Source organism: Funiculus sociatus GB2-C1 (genome assembly GCF_039962115.1).
Taxonomy (GTDB): domain Bacteria; phylum Cyanobacteriota; class Cyanobacteriia; order Cyanobacteriales; family FACHB-T130; genus Funiculus; species Funiculus sociatus.
In genome coordinates this window covers 26,308-48,683 of the sequence record NZ_JAMPKJ010000040.1, presented here as the reverse complement: position 1 = coordinate 48,683, position 22,376 = coordinate 26,308, and the positions used below count along the sequence as shown (strand labels likewise).

The 22,376-nt window shown below is 46.1% G+C and carries 16 protein-coding genes and 2 pseudogenes; 9 read left to right on the top strand and 9 right to left on the bottom strand.

Going from position 1 to position 22,376, the window contains the following annotated elements; genetic code table 11:
- Positions 1-128: 128 nt before the first annotated feature.
- Complete coding sequence (gene tig / locus NDI42_RS18180; RefSeq protein WP_190457586.1) at positions 129-1,589, bottom strand: trigger factor; 1,461 nt, start codon at positions 1,587-1,589, stop codon at positions 129-131.
- 430 nt (positions 1,590-2,019) lie between these two features.
- On the opposite strand from tig, the gene NDI42_RS18175 reads away from it, so the two are divergent.
- The 3 genes from NDI42_RS18175 (at position 2,020) to NDI42_RS18165 (ending at position 6,034) form a co-directional block, all read left to right on the top strand.
- The gene (locus tag NDI42_RS18175) at positions 2,020-3,063 is read left to right on the top strand and encodes an aspartate-semialdehyde dehydrogenase (protein ID WP_190457584.1); all 1,044 of its coding nucleotides are present in this window, start codon (positions 2,020-2,022) and stop codon (positions 3,061-3,063) included.
- Between the two features lie 111 nt (positions 3,064-3,174).
- Entirely contained in the window at positions 3,175-4,059 is an 885-nt protein-coding gene (gene dapA, locus NDI42_RS18170) for a 4-hydroxy-tetrahydrodipicolinate synthase (protein WP_190457582.1), read from the top strand.
- Positions 4,060-4,273: 214 nt separating this feature from the next.
- The gene (locus NDI42_RS18165) at positions 4,274-6,034 is read left to right on the top strand and encodes a ribonuclease J (protein ID WP_190457580.1); all 1,761 of its coding nucleotides are present in this window, start codon (positions 4,274-4,276) and stop codon (positions 6,032-6,034) included.
- Between the two features lie 155 nt (positions 6,035-6,189).
- On the opposite strand, the gene NDI42_RS18160 is transcribed toward NDI42_RS18165, so the two are convergent.
- The 3 genes from NDI42_RS18160 to NDI42_RS18150 form a co-directional block, all read right to left on the bottom strand.
- Positions 6,190-6,858 carry a glutathione S-transferase family protein gene (locus NDI42_RS18160; RefSeq protein WP_190457578.1) on the bottom strand — a complete coding sequence of 223 codons (669 nt, stop codon included), beginning with the start codon at positions 6,856-6,858 and terminating at the stop codon, positions 6,190-6,192.
- 99 nt (positions 6,859-6,957) lie between these two features.
- Positions 6,958-10,137 carry an efflux RND transporter permease subunit gene (locus NDI42_RS18155; protein WP_190457576.1) on the bottom strand — a complete coding sequence of 1,060 codons (3,180 nt, stop codon included), beginning with the start codon at positions 10,135-10,137 and terminating at the stop codon, positions 6,958-6,960.
- Positions 10,138-10,272: 135 nt separating this feature from the next.
- A complete protein-coding gene (locus tag NDI42_RS18150; protein ID WP_190457574.1) occupies positions 10,273-11,631 on the bottom strand; it encodes an efflux RND transporter periplasmic adaptor subunit in 1,359 nt (452 codons plus the stop codon).
- A 343-nt stretch (positions 11,632-11,974) separates the two neighbouring features.
- On the opposite strand from NDI42_RS18150, the gene NDI42_RS18145 reads away from it, so the two are divergent.
- The 3 genes from NDI42_RS18145 to NDI42_RS18135 all read left to right on the top strand — a co-directional run bounded on the left by NDI42_RS18145 (position 11,975) and on the right by NDI42_RS18135 (position 15,001).
- The gene (locus NDI42_RS18145) at positions 11,975-12,499 is read left to right on the top strand and encodes a helix-turn-helix transcriptional regulator (protein ID WP_190425663.1); all 525 of its coding nucleotides are present in this window, start codon (positions 11,975-11,977) and stop codon (positions 12,497-12,499) included.
- Between the two features lie 198 nt (positions 12,500-12,697).
- On the top strand, positions 12,698-14,386 hold the full coding sequence (locus NDI42_RS18140) for a TolC family protein (protein WP_190457572.1): 1,689 nt from the start codon (positions 12,698-12,700) through the stop codon (positions 14,384-14,386).
- Between the two features lie 315 nt (positions 14,387-14,701).
- Positions 14,702-15,001 (top strand): 2Fe-2S iron-sulfur cluster-binding protein, encoded by a 300-nt coding sequence (locus NDI42_RS18135; protein ID WP_190457570.1) that lies wholly within the window; start codon positions 14,702-14,704, stop codon positions 14,999-15,001.
- A 460-nt stretch (positions 15,002-15,461) separates the two neighbouring features.
- Here the strand turns inward: NDI42_RS18135 and NDI42_RS18130 are convergent.
- From NDI42_RS18130 to NDI42_RS18120, 3 genes and pseudogenes are all read right to left on the bottom strand, one after another.
- Positions 15,462-16,413 (bottom strand): annotated as a pseudogene (locus NDI42_RS18130) (IS630 family transposase).
- Between the two features lie 65 nt (positions 16,414-16,478).
- Positions 16,479-17,102 (bottom strand): LysE family transporter, encoded by a 624-nt coding sequence (locus NDI42_RS18125; RefSeq protein WP_190457568.1) that lies wholly within the window; start codon positions 17,100-17,102, stop codon positions 16,479-16,481.
- An 11-nt stretch (positions 17,103-17,113) separates the two neighbouring features.
- Entirely contained in the window at positions 17,114-17,704 is a 591-nt protein-coding gene (locus tag NDI42_RS18120) for a TetR/AcrR family transcriptional regulator (protein ID WP_190457566.1), read from the bottom strand.
- A gap of 109 nt (positions 17,705-17,813) precedes the next feature.
- On the opposite strand from NDI42_RS18120, the gene NDI42_RS18115 reads away from it, so the two are divergent.
- The 3 genes and pseudogenes from NDI42_RS18115 to psbM all read left to right on the top strand — a co-directional run bounded on the left by NDI42_RS18115 (position 17,814) and on the right by psbM (position 18,930).
- Positions 17,814-18,425: a hypothetical protein gene (locus NDI42_RS18115; protein WP_190457564.1), complete on the top strand. Its 612-nt coding sequence runs from the start codon at positions 17,814-17,816 to the stop codon at positions 18,423-18,425.
- A 194-nt stretch (positions 18,426-18,619) separates the two neighbouring features.
- Positions 18,620-18,736 (top strand): annotated as a pseudogene (locus NDI42_RS18110) (Uma2 family endonuclease); the annotation flags it as partial.
- Between the two features lie 77 nt (positions 18,737-18,813).
- Complete coding sequence (psbM, locus tag NDI42_RS18105; protein WP_190414683.1) at positions 18,814-18,930, top strand: photosystem II reaction center protein PsbM; 117 nt, start codon at positions 18,814-18,816, stop codon at positions 18,928-18,930.
- A gap of 71 nt (positions 18,931-19,001) precedes the next feature.
- Here the strand turns inward: psbM and NDI42_RS18100 are convergent, their stop codons facing one another.
- The gene (locus tag NDI42_RS18100) at positions 19,002-19,853 is read right to left on the bottom strand and encodes a universal stress protein (RefSeq protein ID WP_190457562.1); all 852 of its coding nucleotides are present in this window, start codon (positions 19,851-19,853) and stop codon (positions 19,002-19,004) included.
- A 299-nt stretch (positions 19,854-20,152) separates the two neighbouring features.
- On the bottom strand, positions 20,153-22,120 hold the full coding sequence (locus NDI42_RS18095; RefSeq protein WP_190457592.1) for a CHASE2 domain-containing protein: 1,968 nt from the start codon (positions 22,118-22,120) through the stop codon (positions 20,153-20,155).
- Positions 22,121-22,376 lie beyond the last annotated feature (256 nt).

The following is a 22,376-nucleotide window of genomic DNA, read 5'->3' as shown; positions in this document are numbered from 1 at the left end:
TGTCAGGTGAACTGGCGAGTGGTTCTTGATCCACTATACTTCCGTTATATCCGAATCCGCTGTTTTTGACCATCACGGACTGTTGATAAGGGTGTAGGGGCAGTTTTTTGGTTGCCCCTATGGTTTATTCACTCTAGAGAGGATTCGGCATCTGGTTGTGCCGTCTGGGTGGTTGCTTCTGTAGCTTCAGTTTCCTCTGCCGTTTCGGTTTCTGTTGCTTCGGTAGCGGTTACTTCAGCTTCAGTTTCCTCGTCTTCCTCTGGCGTGAGAGTGCCTTGGGGAACCAGTTCAATTGTGCCGTGTTCTTCTAGCCAGCTAATTGCTTTTTCTTTGAGCAAATCGGCTGAGACAATGGTATGCAGCCGTTCCCTGTCGATGTTTTGGTCGTCTGGAAACTGCTCTAGCAGCTCATTGACTCTGGCTGTAATGGCTTCTGGTTCTGCTTGGAGAGATTCGCGCTTGGCAATTTCTTCCAGGGCTAGGGATTGTTTGAGTCGGTCGATGGCTTCCGGACGCGATCGCGCTCCCATTTGCTTCACCATCTCCGGTGTAAACATGGACTTGACATCAATCCCCATCTGCCCCATTTGCATGATGGTTTGACGCAGTATCGTCTCAACTTCCTGCTGAATCATGGTTTCCGGCAGGTCAGCTTCAACTTTTGAGAGCAGTTCGCTGACGATCGCTTGCTCCTTATTAGCCTTCGTTTCTTGCTCAGCCTTGTCGCGAAATTTTTTCTCTAAAGACTCTTGTAACTCGGCTAAAGTCTCAAACTCGCTGACTTCTTGGGCGAAATCATCATCTAACGCTGGTAACTCTTTTTCCTTGAGGTCTTTGAGCGTGATGCTGAAGATAGCTGTCTTCCCTGCTAAATCTTGGCGATAATCTTCCGGAAAATTCACCGATATCTGTTTCGTCTCGCCGGAACTCATGCCTACAATGCCATCGACAAATTCTTTGAGAAACTTGCCTTCAACTAGCTCAATTTGAGCGTCTTCGGCTTGACCCCCAGCAATACTTTCAGTTTCTTCACCTTCTGGTTCGTCCGCCAAACGGCTACTATAATCCACTACTGCGACATCTCCCATTTGCGCTGGGCGACCTTCCACAGGGATTAAGTTGGCTAATTCCGCACGACGCTCCTCCAAGAACTTTTCCACAGTGCTAGGGTCATACGGTACTTCCTCCGCCTTGACGGTAAGACCAGTGTAGTCGCCTAACGATACTTCCGGCTGCACATCCACCGCAGCTATAAACGTCAGGGGTTCTCCTGGTTTGAACTGACCCACTAACTCATCGAAATCGGAACGCAGCTGATAGTTACCTAGCGGCTCAATTGCTTCTTGCTTAAGAGCCTGCTGGAGACTACTTTGAATCAATTCTTCCAGGGCAGTTGCTTTAATCCGTGTCTGCCCCAATTGCTGTAGCAGGATTTGGCGAGGCACCTTTCCTTTGCGAAACCCAGGAATGTTGACTGTACGGGCGAGCTTTTGGACTACCTGCTCGTAGGCATTTTTTGACTGATCCGGTGGAATTTCAATTTCCAAGCCAATCCTGCTCTGTGGGAGCTTTTCCTGGGTAACTTTCATCAGATAACTTCTCTAGAAACTAAAGCGCACAGGGTTGATAGCGATTCTACGGTAGGCTTGGAAGACGGTCGGTTAAAGCCAAAGAAGAACTCTAGCGTCTCAACCCCGTGATATCCTAGTTTTGCAACAGTTGCAGCCAGTGTAGATAAAACCTTACTATCCCTATTGTTGACATATTTGATGATAGTACATCGACAGCACGCGCTTTCACTCAACCAGAATCTAGCTTTTCCTTCTTTGGCAGGGAAGTTAGGTTAAGGGAAGTTCTAGATATGTAAAATTCCTTTGAGATATTCTAATAGAAGCAGTAATAGTCTGTGTCCTTGCACAAGCACAAATATTACAAATATTACAAAAAAAACCTAACAGATTGCTTAGGCTCGATACCGAAAGTTTTTGAAATATATGTATTCAAGAGGAGGAACCATCTTTGTCTGATTCCTATCGCGTTGCCATTCTCGGAGCCACGGGTGCAGTAGGTACGGAGTTATTAGAACTTCTGGAAGCCCGTAACTTTCCCGTAGCCGACTTGAAGCTGTTGGCTTCAGAACGTTCTGCTGGTCGAACCATGTCATTTAAGGGCGAAGATTTGCCTGTGGAGGCAGTAGGCGATCGCTCGTTTGATAATGTAGATTTAGTTCTCGCTTCTGCTGGCGGCTCTACCTCTAAAGCCTGGGCGCATAAAGCGGTAGACGCTGGGGCAGTTGTAATTGACAATTCCAGTGCCTTTCGCATGAACCCCGAAGTTCCGCTAGTGGTTCCAGAAGTGAACCCAGAAGCAGCAGGCACTCATCGGGGTATAATTGCTAATCCTAACTGCACAACAATTTTGATGGCAGTGGCTGTTTGGCCTCTGCATCAAGTGCAGCCAGTGCAGCGCATTGTTGTCGCCACCTACCAATCGGCAAGCGGTGCGGGTGCAAGGGCGATGGAAGAAGTCAAAACACACAGCCGCGAAATTTTAGAGGGAGAGTCACCAAAACCAGGAATTTTCCCCTACACCCTGGCATTTAATTTATTTCCGCACAATTCCCCAATGACTGAAGTAGGGTATTGTGAAGAAGAACTGAAAATGCTCAATGAGACGCGCAAGATTTTCGGCGCATCCGAACTGCGAGTAAGTGCCACTTGTGTGCGGGTTCCCGTACTCAGAGCGCACTCAGAAGCGATTAACCTAGAATTTGAGCAACCATTTCCCCCAGCCAAGGCAAAGGAAATATTAGCGACTGCTCCGGGTGTCAAGCTGGTGGAAGACTGGCAGGCAAATTATTTTCCGATGCCAATTGAGGCAAGCGGTCGCGACGAAGTTTTAGTAGGTCGAATTCGTCAAGATATCTCTCATGCGTGCGGATTGGAACTGTGGTTGAGTGGAGATCAGATACGCAAGGGTGCGGCGCTTAATGCCATCCAAATTGCGGAATTGTTGGTAGAACGGAACTGGCTCCAGCCTGCGACGAAATTAAGTTATAAGTAATCGACTTATACCAGCAAAATTTTGGATTTTAGATTTTAGATTTTAGATTGTAGCTTCTTAATCCAAAATCCAAAGTCCAAAATTCAAAATCGAAAGAGGAGTTAAAAGAGTGTGGTAAATTTTGGGCGCGTGATCACCGCGATGGTGACGCCATTTAAGGAAGATGGCGCTGTAAATTACGCCGTTGCAGAAGCGCTGGCGGCGCATTTGGCAGAAAATGGTAGTGATGCCTTGGTAATATGTGGCACAACTGGGGAATCTCCTACTCTGACTTGGGAAGAAGAGTATGAGTTATTTCAGGTTGTACAAAAGGCAGTAGCCGGAAAAGCTAAGGTAATCGCAGGTACAGGGTCAAATTCGACGAAAGAAGCGATGGCAGCTACTCAAAAAGCCGCTAAAATAAGAGTAGATGGATCTTTACAAGTCGTACCCTACTACAACAAGCCCCCCCAAGAGGGACTGTATCAGCACTTTGCAAGCGTCGCCCAATCTTGCCCAGACCTGCCCCTGATACTCTACAACATACCTGGTCGTACAGGTCAGAATCTCCAGCCAGAGACAGTAGCTCGTCTGGCAGAAATCCCGAACATTGTGGCAATTAAGGAGGCAAGTGGCAACCTAGACGCAGCAAGTCAGATTCGACGGCTGATACCAGCAGAATTTCAGATATACGCTGGGGATGATTCCCTAACTTTGCCTTTATTATCAGTTGGCGGTGCTGGGGTAATAAGCGTTGCTAGCCATCTAGTAGGCAAACAGCTGCAACAGATGATTCAAGCCTTTGAAAACGGTCAAACTAAAGTAGCAATCGATATTCACCTACAACTTTTTCCATTATTCAAAGCTTTGTTTTGTACGACTAATCCTATTCCCATCAAAGCGGCGCTAAAACTGCAAGGTTGGGATATTGGCTCGACTCGTCCACCACTCTCGCATCTACCAGACTCAGATAGGCAAATGTTAGAGGCAGTAATGAAGCAGCTGACTTTGATTTGAGGCGACGGTAGAAAGGAAAAAAAAGTAAAAAGGAAAAAAGCAAAAAAAGAAACTTCTTTTTTAAATTTTTACTGGCTAAAGTCGCTAATACTAGGCAAAAAGAATAAGGCAAAAAATTCCTGTTTTAGGCTTTTTATTTGCCAAAGTCGCTGTAATTTATGCAAATTTTCAACTGTTTTGTATTGACCGCTCTTGATTTATTACAAGGAACCACATGACTAAGAACGAATCCGCACCCGCCCTGAAAGTTATTCCCCTCGGCGGACTGCATGAAATTGGGAAAAATACCTGTGTGTTTGAATATGACGATGAAATCATCCTGTTGGATGCGGGATTAGCTTTTCCCAGCGAATCCATGCACGGCGTGAACATCGTCCTCCCCGACATGACCTATCTGCGGGAAAATCGCCACAAAATCAAAGGCATGATCGTCACCCACGGTCACGAAGACCATATCGGCGGGATAGCATATCACCTCAAGCAATTTGATATCCCAGTCATCTATGGCCCGCGTCTAGCAATGGCATTGCTAGAAGGTAAATTGGAAGAAGCTGGGGTTTCCAATCGGACGACCCTAAAACGAGTAGTACCCCGGGAAATGGTGCGAATTGGCGCTTCATTCTTCGTCGAATTTATTCGCAACACCCACTCTATTGCTGATAGCTTCACAGTCGCTATCCACACGCCCGCTGGTGTCGTTATCCATACAGGTGACTTCAAGATTGACCACACGCCAGTTGATGGAGAGTTTTTTGATTTGCAAAGACTGGCTGAATACGGCGAGAAAGGCGTTTTATGCCTGATTAGCGACTCGACTAACTCGGAAGTACCGGGATTCACGCCTTCTGAGCGATCAGTTTTTCCGAATCTCGACCGCTTTATTTCTCAGGCAAAGGGAAGGGTGCTATTGACTACTTTTGCTTCGTCCGTCCACCGAATCAATATGGTTCTGGAACTGGCGCAAAAGCACGGACGGATGGTGTCCGTGGTAGGTCGCTCGATGCTGAATGTGATTGCTCAGGCACGCAATCTAGGATATATCAAATGTTCCGACAATTTGTTCCAGCCTTTGCAGTCGATTCACCAACTGCCAGATGAGAAGGTATTGATTTTAACTACCGGCTCTCAGGGTGAACCTCTTTCAGCAATGACTCGTATTTCTAACGGCGAACACCGACAAGTGAGAATCCGTGCAGGCGATACGGTGATATTCTCGGCAAACCCAATTCCGGGAAATACAATTGCCGTGGTAAATACCATCGACAAGCTGATGATGCAGGGTGCAAATGTGGTTTATGGTCGTGACAAGGGGATTCACGTTTCCGGTCACGGCTGTCAGGAAGACCAAAAGCTGATGATTGCCTTAACTCGTCCGAAGTTCTTCTTACCAGTTCACGGCGAGCATCGGATGCTTATCCAGCACTCCAAGACTGCCCAGAGCATGGGTATCCCTGCGGAAAATATGGTGATTATTGACAATGGGGATGTCGTAGAGGTGTCGGAAGATAGCATCAAAGTGGCGGGTAAGGTTCCGTCTGGCATCGAATTAGTAGATAATTCTGGCGTGCTGAAAGCTAATGTGCTGAAAGAAAGGCAGCAATTGGCAGAAGATGGTGTTGTGACGATCGCTGCAGCGATGGACTGGGAAGGTAAGCTGACTGCTAAGCCGGAAGTTCACCTGCGCGGTGTGGTGACAACGATGGAACGCGATCGCCTACAAACTTTGGTACGCGAAACTCTAGAAGGAATTTTGAGCGATCGCTGGTCAGAATTCGCCCGTGTCTTGGAAGATGAACCGCTAGAAGTTGATTGGGCAGGAGTGCAAACTCAACTGGAATCAGCGCTACAACGCCTGCTGCGGCGTGAATTCCAGAGCCGCCCTCTGCTAGTGTTCTTGCTGCAAGCTCCGGAGGAACCGCCTACTAAGCTTGCTGGAAGACGTCGCCGCCGTTCTACGGCGAAAGTAGCTTCTTAGACAAAGAAGAGACTTTTTGCAAAAGTCTCTGTGTAGGCACACCTATTCGGGTGTGGCTACACAAACAATGCCGTATTGGGTTCAAGCAATTCTTCACTATTGCAGCCAACAATCCCCGCACTTTTTGCTGCGGAGATTGTTGTCTGCATGAGTCTTTAGGAGTTCTGTGCAGCTGCCATGCGAGCTATCATAGGAGACGACTTAAACGCTTCCATTATTTCTGGGGTAGCTTCCGTAGCTTGCCAAGAAGGACGTGCTTGAATGCGATCGCACCAAGCATTCAATTTAGGATATTCACTCAAGGACACGCCGCCCCTTGGCAACCAGGGTAAAACAGTACCAGCTACAGGTTCAGCGAGAGTTATATTTTCACTGCCAAAGAATGGGCGCTCGTCTAGCAAACTCTCAAAAAAATTTAGCACTGTTGAGATTTTCTGCAATGCCTTCTCGATTTTTTCTGGATCTCCTGCTGACAACCCTAACATCACGGGGGACAATGGGACTGTAGCGGGCAATAGTTCGTTAACTGTCGCCAGTTCCACCATCCGCACAATTGCTAAATCTTTAGCATCGCTAGGCAGCATCGCAGGTATAGGGTATTTTGCCTCTAAGTAATCTAGGATCGCTAAGGATTCCACTACCCTAAAACCGTTATCTACTAAGACGGGAATGTGATGGAAAGGGTTAAGTGCCAGGAATTCTGGTTGCAACTGTTCGCCATCCAAGTTGAGTGGCACCAACTCAAACTCCAGCTGTTTTTCGAGTAGCGACACCCAGACCCTCCGGGAGTTGGGAGAAATATGATAGTGATAAAGCTTTAGCATGGAGAACCTTAAGCAGGGGAAGGTGGGCAGAGGTTGGGGAGTGAAAAGCTTTCAGCGGAGGAAACTTCCACTGAAAGCTTTTTAGGAGAGAGGTTCAATTTAACGGGTGATAGCAGGACTTTTCAGCTCTCGACTAGGAGCCGATTTCGGAGTTTTCTTATTTTTACCACCAGGCTTCAAGCGATCGCTGAGCGTCTTAATTACGATATACAGAATTGGCACCACAAACAAACTCAAGAAAGTCGCGATCAACATTCCGCCAAACACCGCCGTCCCTAGAGATTGGCGGCTACCTGCGCCTGCCCCTGTAGCAATTGTTAGGGGAAAAATCCCCAAAAGCGTTGAAATAGCTGTCATCAAAATCGGTCGCAAACGCTCTTGCGAAGCTTCCACCGCTGCTCTGGTAATTGACATTCCTTTCTCGCGCAATTGGTTAGCAAATTCTACAATTAGAATAGCGTTTTTACTTGCTAAACCAATCAACATTACTAATCCAATCTGACAATAAACATCATTAGCTAAACCGCGCATTGACTGAGCTAAAAGCGCCCCGAAAATAGCTAAGGGAACTGAAAGCATAATAATTATCGGGTCAATATAGCTCTCGTACTGTGCCGCTAATACTAGAAACACAAAGGTTAGTCCCAACCCAAAAATTATCGGTGCTAAACCGCCCGACTGAATTTCCTCCAGAGAAGTACCCGACCATTCGTAGCCAAAACCAGATGGTAAAACTTGTGCTGCTACTCTTTCCATTGCTTTAATTGCATCTCCAGAACTAGAGCCAGGAGCCGCCGAACCATTAACTTCTATAGAACGGAATAAGTTGTAATGGTTAATAGTTTGAGCGCCAGTCGTGGGAGTAAGTTTTACTAAACTGCTCAGGGGAATCATCTGATTTTCGCCAGAACGAACGTAGAGTTTCCCAACATCGGCTGGGTTAGAACGAAACTGTTGATCTGCTTGGACGTAGACGCGATAATTTCGCTGCTGTAAATCAAAATCGTTTACATATTGTGCGCCTAAGAAAGTTTGCAGGGTGTTAAAAATATCGTCGATAGAAACTTGCAATGCTTTGGCTTTATTGCGATCGACATCTACGAGTAGTTGCGGCGTATTAGCGGCGAAGGTGCTAAATACAGCTTGCAATCCGGGTGTTTTATTCGCACTACCTAGTAGTTGTCCCAAAGATTGTAATAGAGGTTCTAAACTACTATTACCTCTGCGGTCTTGCAGCTGAAATTGGAAACCGCCAAATTGCCCTAAACCTTGAATTGCTGGAGGATTAACAGGAATAATTCTTGCTTCTGGGATTGCCGATAAGGTTCCTGCCAATCTGCCAATAATTCCTTGTACAGTTTGGTCTTTTCCTGTACGTTCTTCCCAAGGTTTGAGGGTAGTAAAAATGACACCGCTATTAGCAGTGCTACCGCTAAAACCAAAACCACCGACAACGAAAGTTCCTACAACTTCTGGATTTTTGAGAATTTCTTGTTCAATTTTGTTCATCACCTCGCTGGTGTAGTTCAGCGATACTCCTTCGGGCCCTTGAACGATGGTGATGAAATAGCCTTGATCTTCTTCAGGGAGAAATGCGGTAGGTACTTGGGTATAAAGCCAAGCTGTCATTCCCAAAGAGACGATAAATAAGCCGATGATAATGCTTTTAAAACGAGTCAGAAAGTTAAGCGATCGCGCATATCCTTTTCGCGTTCTATCCAAAAACCCGTTAAACCGACCGAAAATCCATCCAACCCAACCTTTCGGCTGTTGTCCCGGACGCAACAGCAGCGCACACAAGGAAGGAGTCAGGGTTAAAGCTAGAAAAGTAGAAATAGCAATTGAGAATGCGATCGTCAGTGCAAATTGTTTATAAAGCGCTCCTGTCGTCCCCGGAAAGAAGGCTACAGGGACGAATACAGCCATTAAAACTAACGAAGTTGCAATCACCGCTCCGAACAGTTCTGTCATGGATTCAGAGGCGGCCTGACCGGGATTCATGCCTTTTTCTTGGATAAAGCGACTGATATTTTCAACCACAACGATCGCATCATCCACCACCATCCCGGTTGCTAAAGTTAGACCAAATAACGTCAAACTGTTAATCGAAAATCCGAAAACTTTGATAAAGGCAAAAGTCCCAATTAAGGCTAGAGGAATGGTGAGGGATGGAATCAGCGTCGTCCGCCAGTCTTGTAGGAAAATGAAAATCACGGCGACAACGAGGGCAATCGATACCAACAGAGTAATCACCACCTCTGTCATGGATGCTTCTACATACTCTGTCGTATCAAACGCTACTCGATACTTCAACGCTGGCGGAAAACTCTGACTCAATCGCTCCATCTCTTTTTTGACCGCATGGGCGACATCCAAAGCATTACTACCCGGAAGCTGATAAATCCCCAAACCTACCGCATCATTGCCGCGAAACCGTAAAAATGAGCTATAGTTTTCTGCCCCCAGTTCCGCTCTTCCCACATCCTTCAACTTCACCAACGCCCCACTAGCATCGGTTTTTAGGACAATTTCCTCAAATTCAGAAACATCTTTTAACCTACTGATGGCACGCAGATCGATTTGATACATCTGCCCTTCTGGAGCTGGTTGCTGCCCAATGCGTCCCACGCCAATTTGTAAGTTTTGCTCGCGGAGTGCATTCACTACGTCTTGAGCGGTCAATCCTCGACTAGCAAGGCGATTCGGGTCTAACCAGAGGCGCATTGAGTAGCGGCGTTCCCCGAAAATTTGCACGTTGCCAACACCTTTTACTCTTTTTATGGCATCTGTCAAGTACAAATCGGCATAGTTGCTTAAAAAGATGTTGTCGTACTGCTTATTTTCAGCGTACAACCCAATCGCGAGGAGGATACTGCTAGATTCTTTGCTGACTACAACTCCTGTTTGCTGAACAGATTGGGGTAGTTGCGGCTGAGCTACAGATATCCGATTTTGGATATCAACAGCGGCGATATCTTTATTTCGCGATGCCTCAAAGGTAGCAGTAATTGTACTGGTGCCATCATTACTACTACTGGAAGTCAGATATCTTAGTCCCTCAACGCCATTAATTTGACGTTCTAAGATTGTTGTAACAGCGCTTTCTACAACTTCCGCACTAGCACCGTTGTAGTTGGAAGTTACGCTAATTTGAGTCGGGCTAATATCCGGAAACTGGGCGACTGGTAGGGTAGGAATGCTGATTGCTCCTACCAAGAGGATAATCAAGGCGCAGACTGTAGCAAAGACTGGTCGCTTGATAAAGAAATCAACAAACATAGGATTGGGGATTGGGGATTGGGGGTTGGGGATTGGGAATTGGGGATTGGGAATTGGGAATTGGGGATTGGGGATTGGGAAGAATATTACCCAGTCCCGTCCAGTCCCTATTCCCTAGTCCCTAGTCCCCAGTCCTTAGTTTTTCGATTCAGGTATGATCGGAGCGCCATTAGATAAATTGAGAATGCCTGAGACAACTATTCTTTCTCCTGGCTGTAGTCCTTCGATAACTTGATAGTTATTTCCCTGGATGTCGCCCAATTTCACGGGCTTTTGTTGGGCTATTAAGGTTGATTCTCCTTTCTTTTGAGCTACAAAGACAAAATTTTCTCCACCCAGGCGAGATATGGCGGTAGTTGGGATTAAAACTCCCGGTTTCTCGTCCCAAACTACTCTGGCTTGGATAAATTGCCCATCCCTCAGTTGTCCTTGTGAGTTGTCAAACCTAGCTTTGATAAGGATGCTTTGAGAACTCGAATTTACTTGGGGAGAAATAAAACTAATTGTACCTGTGCCTAGTAATTTTCCTTGGGAATTGGTTCCCTCTACTGTCTGCCCTAAGCGTAAATCTGGCGCTCTTTCTAAAGGAATAGACAATTCTATTTCTAAAGATTGATTTTGGATGATAGTGGTGAGGGTGTCGCTACTGCTAACGACATCTCCTAACTTGACTGGGATAGCTCCGACAACGCCAGCGATGGGGGCGACAATTGTGGCATCTTTAAGTTCTGCGTTAGCAAGATCGACGTTAGCTTGGGCTTGCTGTAAACCTGCTTGGGCTTGGGCAAGGGTTGACTGGGCGGCTTGAATGCGTTCGGTGATGGCATTCAAGGCGGCTTGGGCAGCACGGCGATCGCGTGTAACTCGATCTAGTTCGGCTCTCGCCAATGCACCTTGTCCTACTAAGGTAGAAGTGCGTCGATAGTTTTCCTGTTGCAGTTCCACTTCAGCGACAGTGGAAGCCCTTTCGGCTTCTAAGGCTTTGATTTGGGAGGCAGCATTGGCGCTGGTGGCACGGGCAGCATTGACACTCTGTAACACGCTGGCGGCTTCTGCTTGTCTCTTGTCCGGGCTAAGTTGTACTAAAGTCTTTCCGGCGGGAACGCGATCGCCTTCGGAAACCAAAATCTGACTAACTCGCCCCTCAATTTCCGGCTTGATTACCACTCTCCGTGCAGCTTGCAGGGAACCCACAAACTCGGAAGCTTCTTCGACGGTGGCTGTTTCTACAGTTGCTAATTTGACAGGTATTCCTTGCGGTTGACCTGCTGCTCCCGGTGCAGGTTGAGCATTACTGGCACGGCTTTGCCACCAATGCCAACCCAAACCACCACCGACAATCAACAAGACGATTGACAACGCGGCCCAATACTTTGTTCGACCTGGGTGAAGCTCAACTGCAACGGACTCGTTTTCTAAAGCTTGCTCCTCAAAAAGCGTATCTTCTTGTGTCTTAAGTGGAACTGGAGATTCAGGGGACGAATGATCGGACATCTTCGTTTCCTTTCCTTTGACAAGGCTGGCGGTACTTTAACAACTTTCGCTCTTGCGTGGCTGCTTATTGACGAGTGCATAGTTTATTGCGCGATCGCAGCAATCACGAAAAGCTTCCTACACCATCACCCATAAAAAACCTTTCCCCCAACCTTTTCCCTAAAAGGGGAGGGGTTGGGGCAAGAGTGTGCATCTCAAATGAGGGATTATTATGCTTAAACTCCCCTCCCCTTGTAGGGAAGAGGTCAAACGCTCTATTCTCAATGCAGATGCAAGGCAATACCATACATATTAAAATCGAATGCAACAGATGCAACAGATATTTATATCAGTTTGATACAAAATGCTTGAATTGGCTACTTTAGGTTTACTGCAACGCGAACCGCTACATGGATATCGCCTGAAGCAGCAACTAGAACTGTTTATGAGTGGTTGCATCAGTGCCAACTACGGCGCTATATATCCTCTCTTGAGACGATTGGAGGAGCGGGGTGCTATCAGCGTACTCACAGAGGAGGAAGGAGAGGCAGGTTCAATTCGCAAAATATATAGCATCAGCGATAAAGGGCGCGAGCTATGGATGCAACAAATGCTAGAACACCCGCATGAAAGCTGGGTGAACGCTCGCTCTCGCTTTACAATCAAGTTTTTCTTTTTTAGTCACATAGAACCCACAATCCGAATCAAGTTGGTGGAGCATCGCTTAATGGTTTGTCGATTGCGCCTGGAAAGTCAACAAACAGAACCTCTGCCAGCAGATCCCTACCAAATAGCAGTCTTACAAAGGTGTTTAATGGTGATTCAAGACGAAATTCAATGGTTAAGCGAACAGCTGGCAGAGGAGACCAAGAGAAACAATTCCTCGTGATACCCAGTCCACAGTCCCCAGCCGCCACTAGATTAAGGATTCATCAGAATCGGGCAGAATCGACGGCGCTTTCAACCAATGGGGAGCAATTAATAAAAATTCGTTTGCCAAGCGCGATCGCAACCCGGTATTCTGCATAAGGTTGCTTGAAGCTGAAGAAAAGTTTTTCTAAGAGCAAAAGACCAAATTCAAAAACTTATGCCAACTTCTAGACATCCGTTTCATTGGGTAGGAACTGGTTTTATGGCTGTGGGTGCAGGTCTTGCTCTCACCTTGGCGTATGCAAAGCTGAGTGCTGCACAAGAAAGCCCCCCAAGTCAAAAAGTTGAAACTCCCAAGTCAGAAATCAGCACACAGGAAAATAAGGACGAAGCAGAAACTCGTCCTACCTCCCCTATGCTTAATTCTGGCAACGGGGGTATGGCTCCATCTGCTCCCCAGAAGAACCAACAGGCCCAGGAAACAGGGAACGGGAGTAACGTCGTAACTCAACAAAGCTCAGAAACCAAAACTCAGAACCCACCTTTACCCCCCGAATACCTCAACCCCAGCGCCAATCCCCTGCTATTTCCCACCAAACCAGAGGAAGTACAAATTCAAAACTTCCAACGGATAACGCTGGAACAGGCTCTTGTACTGGCGCGGCGTAACAATCGGGATTTACAAGTTGCACTTCTGACCGCAGAGCGCAGTCGGGCGGCGCTGCGAGAAGCTCTTGCGGCTGAGTATCCCAACATTGGTGTGCAAGCCAATTTCACCAGATCGGATTCTGCCAGTGCTGAGCTATCCAATGCCAGACAACAGTCATCCCCATTAAGGCCAGCACTGGGGGATGACAATACTGTCTCGACAAGCTTTGACAGCAGGTTTGAAGTCAGCTATGACCTCTTTACCTCTGGTAGACGAGGAGCGCGTATCCAAGCAGCAGAACAACAGGCGCGTTTCGATCAGTTAGATTTGGAACGCCAACTCGAACAAGTCCGTTTGGATGTTACGAATTCTTACTACGATTTGCAAGAGGCAGATTCCCAAGTTGAGATTTCTACTGCGGCGGTGAGAGATGCTGCTAGAAGTCTTGAGGATGCTCAGTTGCTAGAACAAGCTGGACTGGGAACGCGCTTTGATGTACTGCGGTTTCAAGTGCAGCTGGCGAATGCCGTCCAAGACCTAACTCGCACCAGAAGTCAACAAAGTATTGCCCGCAGGCAGTTAACCCAATTGTTAAGTTTAGCTCAGAGGGCTGAGGTGGCTGCGGCAGACCAAGTTGAGTTTGCTGGGGAGTGGAATCTTACACTAGAACAGAGTATTATCCTGGCGCTAAAGAACCGGGCAGAGTTGGAACAGCTCTTGGCTCGGCGGAACATCAGCGAACAGCAACGGCGTATTGCGCTGGCTGGCACAAGCCCGCAAGTAAGTTTGTTTGCGACCTACGATGTTTTAGGGGTGTTCAATGATGAATTGGGGCCTGCCGACGGCTTAACCTTGGGGGCAAGATTTCGCTGGGACTTTTTCGATGGGGGAGCCGCCAGAGCCAGAGCGGAGCAGGAAAGAGCTAATATTGCGATCGCAGAAACTCAGTTTGCTGACCAACGCAACCAAATCCGCTTGGAGGTGGAACGAGCTTATTTCAATTTAAGATCGAATGCGGAGAACATTCAAACTGCTTTCTTCGCCGTTACTCAGGCAGAAGAAAGCTTGCGTTTGGCTGAGTTACGATTTAGATCGGGTGTCGGTACGCAGACTGATGTAATTAGCGCTCAAACTGAGCTGACCCGCGCTAGAGTCAACCGACTCAGAGCTGTTCTGGATTACAATCGTTCGTTGGCAGCCCTCCAACGCAACATTAGCAACCTCCCAGGCAGTGAACTTTCTGATAACCCCTTGTAGACCGATTCTGTCAAACCAGGTAATTATTTCATTCTGAGCTGACTTTTTCTAGAGGCGATTTATCGTGTCTGTGGTTAGCATTGCTTAGGTTTTGTTTCAGTTTTCAAGAGGGTGGGACAAGAAGGGTAGGGGCAATGCTTACAAGAAAATTTCCGGATTTGCCGACCGTGCAAGCCTAAAATAAATCGGATGATTTATGAATTGCCCCTACTGTGTCTCAAAACGTTGTTCTCGGTTTCAGTACATATCACCTTTGCTAACTTCATAAAATTTTTTAAGATTTCTTAATAGGAACGATGTGAGTGAAAAGGGCTGATGGCTAATATTACGTTTGTCAACGAAAATCGGGAAGCGATCGCAGCTGATGGGGCTAACTTAAGAGAAAAAGCCCTAGAGAATGGCATTGATATCTATACCCTTAGGGGAAAGATGATGAACTGCGGGGGCTACGGTCAATGCGCTACCTGTATTGTAGAAATTCAGGAAGGTATAGAAAATCTTTCGCCTCGGACTGATTTTGAAACCCGGAAACTGAAGAAAAAACCAGAAACCTACCGTTTAGCTTGTCAAGTGGTGGTAAATGGCCCAGTAAGTGTGAAAACAAAGCCACGATAGGCTTGTTATTAATTTCCACAGCAATATAGAGACGTTGTATAAAACGTCTCTACACCTGTTCAAAATATGATGAAAAGACCACTAGGAGCGCTTCTAAGATATCCCAAAAGTTATAATCGAGACGCTTAGACAGTGGAAATAAGACTTAATCTCCCAATTTATGGGGAACTTTGAGCCAATTTTTCCATAAATTGGAGATACTGGCGGCGATTAAACATTGTAAATAAATTCTCTTTAATTAGTTTGCCATTTATTTGTTTTAATCTCATTCTCCCTTGGCTAAAAATATTTCTAATTTCCCAATTATATTTGGGATTTGTAAGACTTATTGTTTTGATGAGTAATGTAGGTTGGGTTGAGGAAACTCACCCAACGTTGACATTGGTTGGATGGGTTTCGCTTAGTTGCTTTATCCATCCTACAAATAATTAAATCCATCTACTTATAGCGATTCTCGCACTCATGAGGCACAGTAACAACAATGAGCAAACCAGTTACGGATATTTGACTGAGTCACCTCAAGCATGGCGTTGGCAATGGCATCAATTAAATCTTTATATGTTCTTGCTGCTGTCTTTCTTAAGATAGATTTAACTTTTGACCAAAAATTCTCAATTGGGGAAAACTCAGGAGAGTAAGGAGATAAATACAGAAGTTTGGCTCCGGCTTTTTCTATAAATTCTCTTACCATCTCTCCTTGATGGATTTTGGCATTATCCATAACAACACAAGCATCCTTCCAGAGTTTAGGGATTAATTCCTGAAGGATAAAAGCTTCAAATGTCACGCCATCTACTGCCCCATATATACTGACTGATGCTATCAACTCTTGAACGGATAAAGCAGCAATCAAAGAGATATTTTTTTCCTCGCTTTTGAGGCTTTTCCCCTCTTGCTCTCTTCCCTTTTAAAGCTCTGGCGTAAAGCCTCAGCATTGCCAAGTTAACTCCTGATTCATCAATGAAAACCAGGTTTTCTACTGGAATATCTTGGATTTTTGACCAAAACTCAACTCGCTGCTCCTGTACTCTCTCACTTGTTTTTTCTGCGGCGTACAGAGTTTTTTTTTTACACTATAGTTTAATTTTTGCGTAATTCTTCCCATCGTGGCTCGACTGACTCTCACTTGTACCTTTTCTTCAAGTAAGTCACAAAGTTCTTCGAGCGTCGCGTCATTATTGGCTTCAATGATTTCTACTAAATCAACTAATTGCTCTTCCTTGAGCTTCGGTTCCGGGCTTCCCCCTTGAGGATAAGGATGAATATCTCCTGTTTCTTTATATTGCTTGATTAATTTTTGCAACATTGCTTTTAGCAACATAAAATCGTTGAGCTAGACTCCTTATGGAGATACCTTCCTGTTCATAGACTTCAATTATTTTTTGCCGAAACTCAATCGGATAAGGTCTCATTGCTGATTTTTATAATTTATATACTTGCACTACATCGTACCCCATAACTCTGAGAATTGCTATAATTAAACTTTTGTTAGTAAAAACACTCCAACACCAATCATTACACAGCCAGCAGCAATGTTTATTCTTTTCCTTACTTTGGAACTAATAAAAAATCTAGCTTTATCCGCCAGAAACGCATAACCAAGTTTTACACCGCCTACGGCTACTATAGTAATTGTGATAATGATGAGCGTATCCCAATAAGATATTTTAGAAATATCAACGAAAGCAGGAAAAAATCCAAGATAAAATAACGTCGCTTTTTGATCGCCCAATGTAATAAACAATCCAGTCAGAAAACTGGACAGCAAAGAGGATTTTACAACCTCCTCTGTCTCAATATTATTTAATTTTGACTTCCATAGCCCTATTCCCAACAATATAAGATAAGCCGCACCCAGGTATTTTATAAGGACAAATAAGCTTCCCATCGCTTCAGCAAGAAACGACAACCCCCAAATAGCTATTATTATGAAAATGATGTCACCAAGCACTATCCCTAAGGTTGTGAAAATACCATGAATAAATCCAGATGTAGCTGCTCTTGTGGTGACAGCTAATACACTAACGCTGGGAATAGAAGCCAGAATAATCATGGCACTGAATAATGCAACAATGCTGCTGAATGTCATACTGCTTTGCATCGGTATAACCATTACTTGATATGAGTAGACAGCAACTCATCAACGTAGCGTCGGATAACCTGTTGCTGTTGCTCCGGGCTGAGACGTTTGGCTTGAATGAGGAAGTCTAGGCTAACTCCATTGGCAAGGGCTAAGAGGGCGTTGGCTTCTAACTCAAGGTCTGCATCATCTCGAATCAGATTGGCTGACTGAAGAGTTTGTAACTCTTGCAGAATTACCTCACGGAGTTGGGCAGCACTCCTTTGGTGTTCAGCCATCAGGGAATCTCGTCCAACGGCGTATCCCAAAAAGGCTAACCAGACCTTGAGAATAGCTTGCCGTTCAACATCAAGGGGCAAAAATGCTGACACCATGTTTAGGAGGCGATCAACTCCAAGCTCCTGCCCTGTTGGGGCCTGTATTGCCTTGAGTAGGGACTGAGTGACTTGATTGAGAGCAAAGAGAATTAACTCTTGCTTATCTCGGAAATAGTGGGTGACGACTCCTGTGGTGCAACCAAGCTCCTGGGCGATCGCCCGCATACTGGTGCGATCTAACCCCTCTCGGACAATGACCCGCCAGGCAGCTTCAGAGACTTCAAGACGGCGATCGCGTTGGGACATGACAATCAAGGCTGAATATCAAGGGAACTGAAACAGGGGGCAATCCTCTTGACACATTATCATAACAGTTGTTATTTTTTGAGCATAACAAGTGTTATGAGGTTGTCGTATGGACTCCGATTGGAGAGATGCCTCGCCCCGCAACGGGTCGGGCGGTCTGGTGGATCGCTTGACCGGGCCAGGGGCGACAAAAGCTGAGTTGCTATTGCAATTTGTGCCGCCCTTGGTAGCGATGGTTGCGGCTCCAGCCTATGCGCTAACCCTCCCCGCCCAGTGGACACCCCTGCAATTAGGACTGATCGCGCTTTTGGCGCTCGATTTAGTCGGGGGTGTCCTGACCAATGCCACATCTACTGCTAAACGCTGGTATCATCGCCCTGGACAGGGTTGGCGGCAGCATCTAGCATTTGTGTCCTTCCATCTCATCCATGTTTTACTCGTAGCGGTGCTGTTTCGGGGAGGAGATTGGGCCTTCTGGCTTGGCACATCTGGCTACCTGTTGGGGGCATCAATTTTGATTTTGCGATCGCCTCTGTATCTCCAGCGCCCGGTTGCTCTGGGGCTTTACGGATTATCGCTGCTGGGCGATCGCTACGTCGTGACCCCCACGCTTGGTCTGGAATGGTTCGTGCCGTTCTTCTTTCTCAAACTCCTGGTTAGCCATTTGCTTCAGGAAACCACCTATCACACTGGAAAATTCCCAGAGAAACCAGTCAGTTAACTTACGGGCCGATCGCAAAAAGGCAACCTTAAGTTAGAGGCTCTTTTCTTTTTAAACCTACTAGGCTCAACATGACAAAAACTTTCTCTACATGGATTGACGAACCACAGCTCAATGGTTGAAAACCAAAGTTATTAAGACCAGCGAACTATACCTAGACAAAAACGAGTCCCAAAAATAGGAATAAGGTTATGGGGCTGTCAGATATTGATTGTAGCGAGATTGGAGTTTTGTTTAGTCGGTTGCTGGCGAACTGGGTTTACCCGCGTCGGCTGGGGCGTGTATTTAAATCTAGTGGTGGTTTTGTCTTACTTAAGATCCCTATTAGGGATTGAAATGAGATATTCTTAAAGGTGGTGCTTTAGAAGTTAATTAAAGGCTGGGTTCAATGCAAGTTAACGATCTTGGTTTTGTCGCCAGCATCCTGTTTGTGCTGGTTCCCACAGTTTTCTTGTTGATTCTGTACATCCAAACTGCTAGCCGCGAAAGCAACAAGAATCCTTAATAGTCTGCCTAAAACAAAATCCCCCCATAGCCTTAGCTAGAGGGGGTTTTGCTATTTTTTAGGCGATCGCTTTAAGCAGTAGCTGTGCGTCCTAGCAGTACGGGACAATTCGCATAAACCCGTACATAGTCGGATAGGGAAGTTCCCAGCAGCCGATCCAAATCCGGTAAACCCTTGGCGATGGAGGGACGACGGTCTGGGGAACCTAGCATTAGTAGATCGACATTCAAGTCCTCTGCCAAACGACAGATTTCTGGTCCCGGCTTACCAGTACCCGTGACACACTTGTAAGCGATGCCTTGTTTTTTCGCTTCTGCGATCGCTGGTGCAAGGACGGGATCTTTTTCTGGGTTAGCTTGTGATTCTTCAGCAAAGGCTGTCCGCGCCTTATTGACGTGGGCCAAAATCAGCATTCCTCCCTTAATATCTCGCAACAGGAACATAGCCAGACTTAAGCATTGTTTTGCCGAGTCAGAGCCATCCATTGCTACCATGAGGCGGTTAATTTTTTTAACGTAAATATCGTCTTTAACCAACAACATCGGACGAGAGGACAACTGGAAAACATATTGGCTGACGGAATTTTCTAAAATGGACTCTAGGCGCTTCAGCCCTCGCGAACCCATAATAATTAAATCAGCATTAATGTCTTCAGCTACCTGGCAAACTGTAGTCTTTGGGTCGCCCTGTTGTAGCATGGTAGAAACGCGACTTGGGTCGAGGTTCAATGTCTGCATGGAAGTAGCGAGAATTCTGCCCCCTTCTTCCCATTTTGCGGTCAAGGCTTCACTGGTAACTTGGGAAGGAACAACGTGTAATATGCTGACTGAGGCTCGTTGGATTGAAGGCAGTTCCATCAAAGCCTTGAGCATTTCTTTAGATTGTCCAGTTCCAGAATCGGCTAATAAAATTTTTTCAATCATTGAAGTGCCTCTTTTTCAGAAAAATCTCTTTGCTTTTATAGATTTCATGCCCAATTAATCACGTAATTAATGAGGGTATGATAACTGCAATTTATAGCAGTCGTTTTATTTACGTACTGGCTTTTCATAATTAAGCATACTGCTGATATCGCAGTAAAAACTTAACGATTTATGACACAGCTTAGATTAATGCAAAAATTATTAATGAATTAACGTTAAATTTTCCGAGGGTCTGTATGCTGAGTTTGGTTCCTCAACCAATCTGACAAAATTTATTAATGAAGGGATTAATATTTTTGTTAATATTTCTTTCCTTCTTCCACTCTCCCACTCTCCGGCTCTCCCACTCTGTCGAGTCCTACCACTCGATAGACATCAACCATTTGTTGCTTACCCTTAAGTGGCAATGGCCCCCAGGATTCAACGAGAAACTGTTCGTGAAGGTGAACGAAGGTTTCGTGACCGATGAGAATGCGGCAGTTACTTTCTTGTCGGTCTTTTTCACAACTTTCGAGGCGGGAGGCAATATTAACGCTGTCGCCAATGACACCGTACTCCAAGCGGTCTTTGCCGCCTAGACTTCCTACGACGACGGGGCCCGTATAAATTCCGAGTCGCATTTGAATGACTGGCAAACCGCGAGATTTCCAATTTTGGTTCAGTTCTTCTAGGCGATCGCTTATTGCTAAGGCACATTTTACCGACCGAATCGCATCCTCTGCAATCTCCTCTTTGTGAACGCGATTCATTGGCACTCCAAACACAGCCATAAAGCCATCGCCCGTAAATTTGTTGATAATCCCCTGGTGGCTAAGCACTTGGTGGGCGAACACATCCAGCATTTCATTTAGCCATTCCAGCAAAGCTTCCGGCGGCATTTGTTCAGAGATGGTGCTGAAATTTTTGATGTCAGCAAACATCATTGTCGCAGTTAGCTTGATACCAGGTAGTTTACCGGATTTGAGCAGGCGATCGCGTCCTCTCCACAGAGCCTTAGCAACCTCCGGTGAAGTATTCTGCCCCAACAACTTCATGACGATTTTTTGCTGTTGCTGTGCATCATAAGAGCGGTAGGTAATAACTATGCCACTAGCCAGGATAAATCCTAGCACTGGAGACGAAAAAGGTACCCAGAGAGACATCTGACTAAACCAATAAAAGCAGCTACCTAACAAAATTCCTACACCAACACCGCAGCCCAGAATCAACACTAGGGGATGACGGCACCACCAAGCCAGTCCAGCACCGAACAACGTCCAGCCAACGATCCACAGCACTTCCCTTCTCTCAGACCAAAACCCAAATAGGGGTCTTGCGCCAGTTGCAGCGTCGAGAAACTGGCTTACCAGCGCCGCATGAACCACAACTCCCGCCATCTTTGCGTTCTCCTGTTCGGCTGGGCTGTAGGGGGTGCCGAAAACGTCTTTAGCGCTGGGTGCAGTTGTACCAATTAGGACAATCTTATCTTTTACCCAACTGGGGTCAATTTCCCCTTGCAATACTTGGGTCAGAGTAACTTGCCGTGCAATAATCCGCGATCTGTAGTTGAGCAGAACTTGGTAGCCTCGATCATCAATCTTCTTATACCCACCAGAATCTGCCTTTATAGGGACAAATACCGATGACCCTAGCTGCATATATTCAGGATTCTGCTGGCTTTGCTGCGATGAGATGCCTTGACTCTTTAAATAGGCAAGAGCCAAACGTAGGGAAAACGAGAAAGAAGTTTTTTTACCGTCGGAGACAAACAACAGGTTACGGCGGATGACACCATCAGGGTCGAGTACAAAGTCGTTAAAACCAACGCGCTTATCGGGGATTCCCGGCGGTGGCGGCACAAAATCGAGATTTGTGTCACCAAATTTTTTAATAACGATAATGTTTTCGTCTTGGAGTCTAGCCCTGAGTTCAGCATTTCCTGGCTCTTGTGGGGTACTGCGATGTATATCTAGACCAATGAGTTTTGGTTCTAATGATTGCACTTTTGTCAAGAGCTGCGCCAAAACTCGGTCAGGTAAAGGCCATTGATTTTGAGCGCGGATGTCGGATTCTGTGATGCCAACAATTAGCAGCCGGGGGTCGGGGCTTACATCTGGACGCAGGCGCATCTGCTTGTCAAATGCCGCAATTTCTATGGGTTGTAACCAGCCGGCTTCACGCACTCCTAGTATGACGCTGCTGACGGTAAGGCACGCGATCGCTACTACTCGCACGCCACCAATGTCTGGAAATATACTCTTAACGTCATCAGCCAGCTTGGATAGCACAGATATCTTGGATTCTAAAAAGCCGTTTACATCTGAATTATTTTTGCTCACCACATTATGGCATTTGGGGAATGATGGGCGACGCCCCTAAACTTCAAGAGATTGGGTGATCGGGAGAATTTCTCGTTTCACTCCCGGACTCCCAAAAATAACTTTTAACTCAATACGGGCGGGTTTCTCACCCACTCCTACAACTTCTAACTTTCCCCTCTTCGCTACAGCCCCCAGGATGGGAAGCTATCATTATATAAATGTT

Excerpts from the sequence above, each read along its gene's own strand:
- tig (WP_190457586.1), bottom strand. The coding sequence starts at position 1,589 with ATGAAAGTTACCCAGGAAAAGCTCCCACAGAGCAGGATTGGCTTGGAA.
- NDI42_RS18165 (WP_190457580.1), top strand. The coding sequence starts at position 4,274 with ATGACTAAGAACGAATCCGCACCCGCCCTGAAAGTTATTCCCCTCGGC.
- NDI42_RS18160 (WP_190457578.1), bottom strand. The coding sequence starts at position 6,858 with ATGCTAAAGCTTTATCACTATCATATTTCTCCCAACTCCCGGAGGGTC.
- NDI42_RS18155 (WP_190457576.1), bottom strand. The coding sequence starts at position 10,137 with ATGTTTGTTGATTTCTTTATCAAGCGACCAGTCTTTGCTACAGTCTGC.
- NDI42_RS18150 (WP_190457574.1), bottom strand. The coding sequence starts at position 11,631 with ATGTCCGATCATTCGTCCCCTGAATCTCCAGTTCCACTTAAGACACAA.
- NDI42_RS18145 (WP_190425663.1), top strand. The coding sequence starts at position 11,975 with ATGCTTGAATTGGCTACTTTAGGTTTACTGCAACGCGAACCGCTACAT.
- NDI42_RS18140 (WP_190457572.1), top strand. The coding sequence starts at position 12,698 with ATGCCAACTTCTAGACATCCGTTTCATTGGGTAGGAACTGGTTTTATG.
- NDI42_RS18135 (WP_190457570.1), top strand. The coding sequence starts at position 14,702 with ATGGCTAATATTACGTTTGTCAACGAAAATCGGGAAGCGATCGCAGCT.
- NDI42_RS18125 (WP_190457568.1), bottom strand. The coding sequence starts at position 17,102 with ATGCAAAGCAGTATGACATTCAGCAGCATTGTTGCATTATTCAGTGCC.
- NDI42_RS18120 (WP_190457566.1), bottom strand. The coding sequence starts at position 17,704 with ATGTCCCAACGCGATCGCCGTCTTGAAGTCTCTGAAGCTGCCTGGCGG.
- NDI42_RS18115 (WP_190457564.1), top strand. The coding sequence starts at position 17,814 with ATGGACTCCGATTGGAGAGATGCCTCGCCCCGCAACGGGTCGGGCGGT.
- psbM (WP_190414683.1), top strand. The coding sequence starts at position 18,814 with ATGCAAGTTAACGATCTTGGTTTTGTCGCCAGCATCCTGTTTGTGCTG.
- NDI42_RS18100 (WP_190457562.1), bottom strand. The coding sequence starts at position 19,853 with ATGATTGAAAAAATTTTATTAGCCGATTCTGGAACTGGACAATCTAAA.